The organism is Bacillus sp. 05T31 (genome assembly GCF_056396725.1).
Genome location: NZ_JBFTMA010000027.1, coordinates 17,723 through 28,768, shown reverse-complemented (window position 1 = coordinate 28,768; position 11,046 = coordinate 17,723). Strand labels below are relative to the sequence as shown.

The 11,046-nt window shown below is 35.3% G+C and carries 9 protein-coding genes; 4 read left to right on the top strand and 5 right to left on the bottom strand.

The window, feature by feature from the left end:
- A partial coding sequence (locus tag AC1DJR_RS03530; RefSeq protein ID WP_477002020.1) for a GntR family transcriptional regulator occupies nucleotides 1-116 on the bottom strand: 116 nt, incomplete at its 3' end.
- Between the two features lie 438 nt (nucleotides 117-554).
- Here AC1DJR_RS03530 and AC1DJR_RS03525 point away from each other — a divergent pair.
- Nucleotides 555-1,880 (top strand): amino acid permease, encoded by a 1,326-nt coding sequence (locus AC1DJR_RS03525; RefSeq protein WP_477002018.1) that lies wholly within the window; start codon nucleotides 555-557, stop codon nucleotides 1,878-1,880.
- 31 nt (nucleotides 1,881-1,911) lie between these two features.
- On the opposite strand, the gene AC1DJR_RS03520 is transcribed toward AC1DJR_RS03525, so the two are convergent.
- Nucleotides 1,912-3,615: a putative bifunctional diguanylate cyclase/phosphodiesterase gene (locus AC1DJR_RS03520; protein ID WP_477002017.1), complete on the bottom strand. Its 1,704-nt coding sequence runs from the start codon at nucleotides 3,613-3,615 to the stop codon at nucleotides 1,912-1,914.
- Between the two features lie 824 nt (nucleotides 3,616-4,439).
- On the bottom strand, nucleotides 4,440-4,763 hold the full coding sequence (locus AC1DJR_RS03515; RefSeq protein WP_016097214.1) for a hypothetical protein: 324 nt from the start codon (nucleotides 4,761-4,763) through the stop codon (nucleotides 4,440-4,442).
- Between the two features lie 341 nt (nucleotides 4,764-5,104).
- On the opposite strand from AC1DJR_RS03515, the gene AC1DJR_RS03510 reads away from it, so the two are divergent.
- From AC1DJR_RS03510 to AC1DJR_RS03500, 3 genes are all read left to right on the top strand, one after another.
- A complete protein-coding gene (locus AC1DJR_RS03510; protein ID WP_088294032.1) occupies nucleotides 5,105-6,634 on the top strand; it encodes a cardiolipin synthase in 1,530 nt (509 codons plus the stop codon).
- A 127-nt stretch (nucleotides 6,635-6,761) separates the two neighbouring features.
- Nucleotides 6,762-7,655: an ATP-binding protein gene (locus AC1DJR_RS03505; protein ID WP_000892986.1), complete on the top strand. Its 894-nt coding sequence runs from the start codon at nucleotides 6,762-6,764 to the stop codon at nucleotides 7,653-7,655.
- 3 nt (nucleotides 7,656-7,658) lie between these two features.
- Nucleotides 7,659-9,542 (top strand): vWA domain-containing protein, encoded by a 1,884-nt coding sequence (locus tag AC1DJR_RS03500; protein WP_477002016.1) that lies wholly within the window; start codon nucleotides 7,659-7,661, stop codon nucleotides 9,540-9,542.
- A gap of 40 nt (nucleotides 9,543-9,582) precedes the next feature.
- On the opposite strand, the gene AC1DJR_RS03495 is transcribed toward AC1DJR_RS03500, so the two are convergent.
- A complete protein-coding gene (locus tag AC1DJR_RS03495; RefSeq protein ID WP_477002015.1) occupies nucleotides 9,583-10,005 on the bottom strand; it encodes an NUDIX hydrolase in 423 nt (140 codons plus the stop codon).
- Nucleotides 10,006-10,065: 60 nt separating this feature from the next.
- Complete coding sequence (locus AC1DJR_RS03490; protein ID WP_002125175.1) at nucleotides 10,066-11,031, bottom strand: L-threonine 3-dehydrogenase; 966 nt, start codon at nucleotides 11,029-11,031, stop codon at nucleotides 10,066-10,068.
- Nucleotides 11,032-11,046: the final 15 nt, after the last annotated feature.

Genomic DNA, 11,046 nt, shown 5'->3' with positions numbered 1-11,046 from the left:
GCCTCATACAGCTTCATTAATTCCGTTTCTGATGGGATTTTACATCCTTCTTTTAATTGTTTATTATCAATAGACTTGCTGATTTCTGTATAAATTTGTTCATACTTACTCATCATCTACAATAGCCCCTTGTCACCTTCTAGTTCTATATGTATTATACCACGCTATACTCTTCTGCCAATCTCTCACTTATTTTCCAGTACAAGAAAACTATAGGTAAATATTTAGTCTCTAAAACGTATTTTTATAAATTTTTCTTTTCATTCAAAAAAACATGTAGTATACTAACTTCAAAATCAGAGGAGAAAGGGAGCAAAGAACTATGCTTACTTATACAACTGTAGTTACATTTGCACAAAAACATCATCATCATACTTAACCCTTGAAACCTAGCGGAAAAATTACGCGTAGGTACAAGGGTTATTCCCGTTGTACCTACGCTTTGGCAAAGAGCCATGTAGGTATTTTTTATCTACATGGCTCTTTTTTTATTGCCAAAAATGCTAGTAAAAAATGATGTTTAAGCAAAACTTACTACAAAGGAGTTAACAAAAATGGAAACGAAAAAATGGGGATTATGGATTTTAACAGCTTTTGTTATCGGGAATATGGTTGGCGGTGGCGTATTTATGCTCCCAGCAAATTTAGCACACGTATCAGGTCCAATGGGATCTACACTGGCATGGAGTATTACAGGACTTGGTGTATTTATGATTGCACTCGTATTTGGAAATTTAGCAATTCGTAAACCAGAATTAAAAGCAGGACCACAAAGTTACGCCCAAGCAATGTTTACTTCTCAAAAGACAGGTAAAGTTGCAGGATATTTATCAACATTCTTCCCAGTTTTACAAAGTAAGCAAATTCTCTTTTCAACAAACGGATTTTCATTAGAACTTGGAAAAGCTTTAACCTTCATAGTATGTAGTATGATGCTATGGGGAATTCAATATATTCTTTCTCAAAATATTGATAGAGCCGGAAATATGAACCTTCTTGCAACAATCGCAAAAATCATCGGATTTACAATGTTTATTGTAATCACATTATTCATTTTCAATGCCTCTAATTTCGGGGACGGTCAAACATTTATGAATGAAGCTGGACAACCTATTTCGTTGGGTGGACAAATAAATTCCGCTGCTATTGCAACACTTTGGGCGTTTATCGGTATTGAGTCAGCAGTTATGCTCTCTAACCGTGCAAAATCTCAGCACGATGTTAAGAAAGCTACGATTTTCGGATTAATCATCGCTCTTCTTATTTACATGGCAATTACTCTACTAACAATGGGCGCTCTTCCACAAGACGCTTTAAAAGAGTCTCAAAAACCATTAGTAGATGCATTAAATTTAGCAATTGGTACTAAAGGTGCTTATATAATGGCCTTACTTGCACTCGTATCTTTATTCGGCTCTACTGTAGGATGGATCGTTGTTAGCTCAGAAGTACCTTACCAGGCTGCTAAAAATGGACTTTTCCCTAAGTTTTTCAGTAAAACAAATAAAAAAGGTAGTCCTTCAAAATCATTATTTATTACAAATGTGATGACGCAAATTTTCTTATTCTCAACGATTTCTGGTACTATTTCAGAAGCATATAATTTCGCTATTGTTGTAGCGACATTAGCATATTTAATCCCGTACCTTGTTTCTACCTTGTATCAGTTAAAATTAGTTATTACGGGGGAAACGTATGATATAATGCCGGGATCTCGAATAAAAGATGGAATCATTACTGCATTAGCATTTTTATATTCCATATGGGTTATTAAAACGGGAACTGCTGATTTAAAAACATTCTTCTTAGGCATTGGTTTGTTTGTATTAGGTCTTATTCTTTATCCAGTTTTAATGAAAGATTCACAAAAAAAACAATAAAAAAGAGAAGCTTTTCGCTTCTCTTTTTTTATTAAAAATCAGTTAATAACTTTTCTTTTAGTTCCCCTATATCTAACGGTTTCGCATAATAAAAACCTTGTACAAAGTCGCAACTCATTGATTTTAATAAACTTTCTTGTTCTACCGTTTCTACCCCTTCAGCAACCACTAATAAATTTAAACTATGGGCGATTTCAATAACCGATTTTACAATCGTTCGCTCTGGTTGTGCATGATCATAATGAAACTCACGAATAAAATTACGATCAATTTTCACAATATCAAGTGGTAGTTGTTTTAAATAATATAATGAGGAATACCCTGTTCCGAAATCGTCTAAAGCGATTAAAATTCCCATACTTCTTAATTCTTGTAATGTAGCAATAATATAATCAAAATGACGTACAGCTATACTTTCTGTTATTTCTAATATTAAACGATTTGGCGGAAACCCTGTTCGCTTCAATATACTACGAACAGATAAAATAAATCGCTTTTGCATCAATTGTTGTATTGATAAATTAACAGATAACTTCAGTCCCTCTTGATAATCTGGTAAAGTTTTAAACAGTCGACATGACTTTTCTAGTACCCAGTCTCCTAGTTTTATAATAAGTCCACACTCTTCAGCTACAGGGATAAATTCACTTGGTGAAATAGGACCTTCTTCTGTCTTACAGCGTACTAAAGCCTCAATACCAGTACATTTCTTTGTTTTCAAATCAATAATGGGTTGTAATGCCACTTTTAATTCTTCGTCACGAATCGCTTTTTGCAAAGCAAATTCTATTTTCATTCTACGGTTTATTTTCGCACGTAATTCATCTGTAAAGAAGCACGCCGCATTTCTTCCTTGCTCTTTCGCACTATACATGGCTAAATCCGAATTTTTTAATAACGTTTCAACGTCTTTTCCATCTTGCGGATAGGAACAAAGTCCTAGACTAGCTGAAATATATACTTCATGACCTTCAAGCATAAATGGCGCTTGAAAGCATGATAACACGGATGTCGCTAACTGCCTCATCTCATCATGTGTATGAGTTTTTGTTAACAGCACAAATTCGTCGCCACCAAGCCTAGCCAGAACATCTTTCTCTCCTAGCACATAATGCAACCGTGAAGCAACTTCGCTTAAAAGTAAATCTCCTATCATATGACCTAACGTATCATTCACTAATTTAAAACGATCTAAATCAAAGTAAATCATGCCAAACTCTATTTTCTCTGCAATCATCTTATTTACAGTCGTAATTAACTGTAAACGGTTCGGTAAACTTGTTAACGCATCATGATAAGCAAGTTMCCTATAACGACTTTCGCTTAATCGTAATCTTTGTTCTGCTTCTTTCCTACTACTTATATCATTTCGAATTGCAATAAATTGATAAGGTTCTCCCTTTTCATTTAAAAATGGAACAATTGTTGTTTTAACCCAATAATACGTACCATCTTTTGCTTGATTTCGAATTTCCCCTGTCCAGACTTTTCCACTCAAAATACGCTTCCATAGGATTTGAAAAAATGCTTTCGGATGATATCCAGAATTTAAAATACGGTGATCTTTTCCTATTAACTCTTCTCTTTTATATTTTGAGATTTTACAAAATTTATCATTCACATATGTAATAAGACCATTTCGGTCTGTAATAGCAACAATTGAAGACTCATCTAATGCTAATTTTAAATCTTGCAATGAAGAGTCATATAATGCATGACCTCTTTGTTCTAGCATGCGCACCTCTCCTTGCTTCCTATCTGACTAAAACACAACTCGTTTCTCTTCATAGAAATAGAGATATTTCATTTTCTAACAATACGCCTTTACATAAAATGAAACTTTAATCAGTGGGGGGGGTTGTCCATCCCCCACTGATTATTAGCCTTCACCAATCGGGCTTTTATCTCCCACCTAACTTCCTCACATTCACCGAATTTTGAGGTGGGAGTCTTACTACCCGTTAATGCGGGATAAATCACAATTTTTTTCTAAATAGGCCGATTAAAATAACATAATATTATTTATAAAAAAAAGCAATATGGTGCTGTTTTAATTATAGTAGAAGCTTCTCATCTCTCTACTTATCTAAGCTTATTATACAGTATTCTCTTACATTCTTTGAATTTGTAAAGTGACAATTTCATCACTATTAGCCTCTGCTCCCTACTAATACGACCTCACACCTAACCTCTTTTATTTCATTAAATGTTAAGATGTAAATCTAACTGCCGATACATAATGAAATAGAGATTAATATACAAAATGCAACGATTCACGAATAATAATATAAAGTGAAACTTTAATCAGTGGGGGTTTTGTTCATCCCAACTGATCACCAATCGGGCTTTTACGGGTAGCAGGGCTTCCACCTAACTTCTTTGTTCCAGCTGAATTTTGAGGTGGGGGTTTTACTGCCCACAAATAGCGGGATAAAGCCAAAATTTGCATTTAACATATTGAATTATAATAACAAAATATTAACATATTTTCACCTTGTTTTTGGAAATATTTTATAAATAAATTATTAAACTCAAAAAGAGGATATCCTCTTTTTAAGTTTAATACTGATATGGTATTTGCTGATAACCCGGGTATGGCATTGGATATGGTGCTGGGTATGTTACTGGGTACGGTGCTGGATAGTAGCCTCCACCTGCCGCACCCGTTAATGCGCCAGCTGTAAGCCCACCTAACATGCCTCCAGCAAAACTTCCTGGGAAAAATCCTCCGCCCCACGAGCCGCCACCCCAGCCCCATCCACCACCGTGATGATGATGATGATCATAATGATTGTGTCCTCCATGGTGATTATGCCCGCCATTATGATGGTGTCCTCCATGATTATGACGATAATACAATCCGTTATTTTCTATATAATTCATTATTTCCCTCTCCTTTCCATTTTCTCACCTTAATAAGAATCCGCGTAATATGGATAACCATATCCTGTGCTTCATAATGTACCTGCTACAAATCCAGGAAAGAAACCTCATTCCCTTTCCTATATAAGGGGCAAGGTTTTTGTCCCCCCTACACTGATCATTAACCAGCAAATAGCGGGATAACAACGTAACAATATACTGTATGTAGGACAAATGCGGAAAGTATAGGACAAATGTCTATATTTTGTAAAAAAAACAAAACACTTTATAATAAGGATGTCAGATTATATCTGCTATTTAAGAAGTCTATATTTAAGAAAGATTAGAGGAATTATATAGAAATGAAGAAACCTATCGTTCAATTATTATTAATATTTACAATCGTATCTATCGTTCTTTTCCTATTAAATACATCCGTTATTTCGTTATATACGTTTGTCGGTGCTCTATGGTCCATCACAATCGTAGGAATTTCATTCGTTATTTTTATAGAAAATAGATCTCCCCAAAGTACTTTAGCGTGGTTTTTAGTATTAGCACTTCTTCCTGTTGTAGGTGTACTTTTATACTCTATTTTCGGGCGTAGCCGTTGGAGAAGAAAAAAACATCTTCATCGTTCAGAAGAACAAAGAAARTTATTCCGCGAAATATTAGAAGGAAGACGACTAGAATTATCACTCACAGTCCCATTACATGAACGTTCTATACATTTAACAGAAGTCGTACAAAAATTCGGAGGCGGGCCTGCCGCAGATAGAACGACAACAAAACTTTTAACAAACGGTGATCAAACCTTTTCAGAAATTTTGAACGCAATCGAGAATGCAAAACATCACATACATATTCAATACTATATTTATAAATCTGATGAGATTGGTACAAAAGTACGAGATGCTTTAATACAAAAAGCAAAAGATGGTGTTATTGTACGCTTCCTTTATGATGGACTCGGAAGTAATACGTTAAGACGACGATTTTTACAACCTATGAAAAAAGCTGGAATTGAAATTGTCGAATTTGACCCTATTTTTTCAGCTTGGTTACTCGAGACAGTTAATTATCGTAATCACCGTAAAATCGTCATTGTAGATGGAGAAATTGGTTTTACCGGAGGGCTCAACGTCGGTGATGAATATCTTGGTCGCTCAAAAAAATTCCCTGTTTGGCGTGATAGTCATTTAAAAATAGAAGGAAAAGCATTGTATAAATTACAAGCCATCTTTCTAGAAGATTGGCTTTATGCGTCTAGTGGATTGAATACTTATTCTTGGGATCAATTTATGAATAGACACTACTTCCCAGGAAAAGAAATTCCGGATGCAGAAGGTGCGGTGCAAATTGTAGCAAGTGGGCCAAGCTCAGATGATAAAAGTATTCGTAATACATTACTAGCTGTTATGGGCTCAGCCAAAAAATCTATTTGGATCGCTACACCATACTTTATTCCGGATCAAGAAACTTTAACATTATTACGCTTAAGTGCAATATCTGGCATAGATGTACGCATTTTATATCCTGGTAAGAGTGATAGTATTATTAGCGATCAAGCATCTCAATCCTATTTCACTCCACTTTTAAAAGCTGGTGCTTCTATTTACAGTTATAAAGATGGATTTATGCACGCAAAGATTGTACTCGTTGACGATAAAATTGCAACAATCGGAACAGCAAATATGGATGTACGTAGCTTTGAATTGAATTATGAAATTATTAGCGTACTATATGAATCAGAAACCGTTCATGATATTAAACATGATTTTGAAGAAGACTTTAAACACTCCACTGAAATTAAATGGAACTCGTTCCAAAAAAGAAGTATCAAAAAAAGAATATTAGAGTCCTTTATGCGACTCATTTCTCCTTTACTATAAGCAATCAATGTGATATTGATTGCTTTTTCTTTTATATTTCCCCCTTCTCCTTTTCTTTGCATACCATATTAAAACAAGTTATCATAAGATGTATTACTTTATGAAAATAATGTTAGGTGGGAAATACATGTTAGAACAATTTCATATACATTCTGATTTAAAACAGCAGCTTTCTACAATTCACGAAAAGAATAAACAAGAAGCTGGTGAAAATGCACATTTAATTGGCAAGAAAATATATAAAGCATCTGATAACAGCATTATTGAAGATGCCATTACAGCACTTTTACTTGGTAAAAACATTCTATTAAAAGGGCCAACTGGTAGTGGTAAAACCGTACTAGCAGAAACTCTTTCTTCTTTATTCCAAAAACCAATGCATAGCATTAACTGTTCTGTCGATTTAGATGTGGAAGGTATTTTAGGATACAACACATTACAAACGAAAGACGGCGCATCTGAAGTTACGTTCGTTAACGGTCCTCTTATGAAGGCAATGAAAAACGGTCATTTCCTTTATATTGATGAAATCAATATGGCAAAACCTGAAACGTTACCACTTCTTCATGGTGCGTTAGATTACCGTAAAATGATTACAAACCCATTTACACAAGAGGTTGTATACGGTGATGACGAATATCGCGTAATTGCTGCGATTAACGAAGGTTATGTTGGGACAAGTGAACTAAACGAAGCGTTAAAAAACCGTTTCGTTATTATTGARGTTCCTTACATTCAAGGTGATACATTAAAAGAACTATTACTATCTGAATCAAAATTAAATGATGTTGCAACAATTGAAAAGTTCGTTGCATTCGCAAGCGATCTTATGCCTTTAGCTCGTGATGGGCGCGTAAGTGAAGAAGCMGCTAGTATTCGTGGCATTATCGATGCATGTGATTTAGGTGTATATATTCCTGTTATGCGTGCAATTGAACGTAGTATTATCGCAAAATTAAACGATGAAACAGAACAAATGACTGTCCGTGAATTAGCAGAAAGTTATTTCTTTGAGGGATAATTCATGAGACAAATTTTTAGTGACAAAAAAATTGATGCGTCGCTGTTTCTACAAATGGAAAACTTAATGTATGCTCTTCTAAAAGAAGACGATGCCTATCTTGAGTATGGCTATAAAGCATACTACGACGAAATTGAAAAAAAGGTTGTCATTAGTCACTTTTGGGATGATCGAAAAGAAGAGGATACAGTAATCGGATTAAAAAGCGAAGTGTTCTTAAAGGCACTTGGTAATAAACATTACTCGGACATGACTTTAATTCGTTCTTATGCGATTGAGTTACAAGAATCGCCTCTAAAAAAGTTTTTAACACAATTATTTGTTCTATTAGAAGATTTACGTGTTGAGGAAATCGTCAAAAATTTACGTCCTGGCACAAAACATATTTTTAAACGCCGAAAAGAAATGTATCGCAATTACTTTGGCTCACAAAATGAAATAAATCGTGTTCGTAACTATCACGGTGATCGTCTATTTTGTCTATGCTATCTTTCATTAACGAGTGATAAATATGAAATGTTTAATAATGAATATTTCGAGCAAATTGAATCAATTTTGCATGAAACATTCCAAGCTCGTAATACGGAAGATATTATGTATATTGTTGAGAAAATTCGCTATCGTTTAGAAGGACTTCTTGAAAGTGATATGCTTAATAATTATTTCGGACATGCACCGCTTTATTTATCTGTKATTRCAGATGAGAAAGACAGTCGCGCTGAAAAATTAGCAAATGATGATACGCAGCTCCTAGATGACGAYGATAACAAAAACAAAATGGATGAAAGCTTCTCGACATGGCACCGTGAAAATAAAAACAATGAAAACGAGAACTTTTTACGCTTTGRTTTAGAAAGCGGAACAAAAACAAATATGATGGGTGATACTGCTCGTGAATCAGAAGATGGTGACCAAGCACTTGGTTCTGTACAAGGTACTTCCCAAAAAAGTACACAATCTAACTTTGATGGTGCTGATACAGAGGAAGCAAGAGCGTCTCATGCTTCTAGCCAAAACGACGGTGCATACGGCAAGTATAATGTGGGAGCTTCTCATACATTTAAAGAAGCTCGCAAATCGAATCCTGATGAGAAAAAAGATTACCAAGCCATCAAATCAGTCGTTAATAAAGATGTAAAAGAATTAAAGAAAATTATCGAAAAAACAATTGAAAACAAAACGAATGCAAACAGTGATAAATATTACGGAAGGCTTCGTAAGAAATTCCTTCGTATTTATACTGAAAAACAGCCGCGTATGTTTTATAAAAAAGGACAAGAATCACAAGAGCTCGACGTTGCATTCCAACTATTAGTGGACTGCTCTGGTTCTATGTATAACAAAATGGAAGAAACGAAGAAGAGTGTGGTCCTATTCCATGAAGCTTTAAAATCTTTAAAAATTCCGCACGCTATTAGTGGATTTTGGGAAGATGCTTCTAGTGCTAAACCTGAAGATAAACCGAACGTTATCCATGAAGTTGTTACGTATAAAAACTCAACGTTACCAAACGTCGGTCCAGAAATTATGCAACTTCGCGAAGAAGAAGATAACCGCGACGGGTATATTATTCGTATCGTTTCCGAAAAGCTTGCGAAAAGACCAGAAAAACATAAATTCTTACTTGTCTTTACAGACGGTGAACCTTCTGCACTAGACTATCAACAAGACGGAATTTTAGATACGCACGAAGCAGTCAAACTTGCTCGCAAAAGTGGTATGGAAGTAATCGGCATCTTTATCGAAGAAGGCGAAGCGAAAGAAGCGACTTATCAACTAATGAAAAACATTTATAACCATCACTTCTTAGTTGCAAATCATGCTGAAGATTTACGCCTGAAGATTAAACCATTGTTGAAGAAACTATTACTGAAGACGATTGAATAGAAAAACAGGAGCCACGAGGCTCCTGTTTTTCTTCGTTAACTTACTTTGTTTCTGGTTGAAACTTGTATGGAATGGAAACTTCTAATAATAATTCGAACCCTCCATCGTAGTATGGGAATCGCTCATTCGCGATTTTTCTATCTACCCACTCGATTGCGGAAATTTCTCCTCCATCTTCTGCACGAAGTTCACCTGTTACTACATTTGCTCGGAATGTAAAAAATAATGCATGATGTCCTTTCTCTTCAAAAAACTTCTCATTTAATGCGACAAGTCCACTGAGTGCGGCAGTTAAACCTGTCTCTTCTTTCACTTCTCTTACTAGTGCTTCCTCTAATATTTCACCTTTTTCAACAGCCCCGCCTGGCAATGACCAAACGTTTTGTTCTATATTATGTACCATTAATATTTTATCTTTTTCGCTATCGTGTATTAATGCATATACAACATCAACTCTTTGCATGTTGCTTTTCTCCCTTCCTAAAATAATTAAGAGCCAATTCCTAAGAATCGGCTCTTCYTATTAATTCATTACTAACTCAGATGCGAGCTTTTTTTTTAACTTAGCCAGCATATCAGTTGTCATTCTGTCTAAATCATATTCTGCTTTAAAGCCCCACTCTTTCATTGCTGCTGTTGCATCAATAGAGTTCGGCCAGCTATCAGCGATTGTTTGACGAGCTGGATCTACTGCGTAATCCATTGTAAAGTTCGGAATGTGTTTACGGATTGATGCTGCAATTTGCTCTGGTTCAAAGCTCATTGCTGTAATGTTAAAAGCATTTCTATGAACTAGTTTATTTGGATCAGCTTCCATTAATGAGATGATTGCTTGTAAAGCATCTGGCATATACATCATGTCCATGTATGTTCCTTCTGCAATGTATGAGGTGTATGTACCTTTTTTAATCGCCTCATAATAAATTTCAACTGCATAGTCAGTTGTTCCGCCTCCTGGAGGAGCTACGTAAGAAATTAAGCCTGGGAAACGTACACCGCGCGTATCAACGCCAAACTTTTGATGATAATAATCACATAGTAATTCTCCTGCTACTTTGTTTACCCCATACATCGTAGTAGGACGCTGAATTGTATCTTGTGGTGTATTATCTTTTGGCGTTGATGGACCAAATGCACCGATAGAACTTGGCGTGAAAAACTTACAGTTTAATTCACGTGCTGCTTCTAATGCATTTACAAGTCCGCCCATATTTAAATTCCAAGCAAATAACGGATTTTTTTCTGCAGTTGCTGAAAGTAAAGCCGCTAAATGAATAATTGTATCTACTTCATTACGCTTTGCAATATCATGTAATTTTTGTCCATCCGTTACATCYAACGTTTCAAATGGACCAGACGTTACTACTTCACTGTCTGTTTCACGAATATCTGTTGCAATAACATTTGATGCGCCGTATACATCACGAAGTTTCATTACTAGTTCAGAACCAATTTGCCCTAAAGAACCGGTTACTAGAATTTTTTTCATTTTTCCCACTCCCCA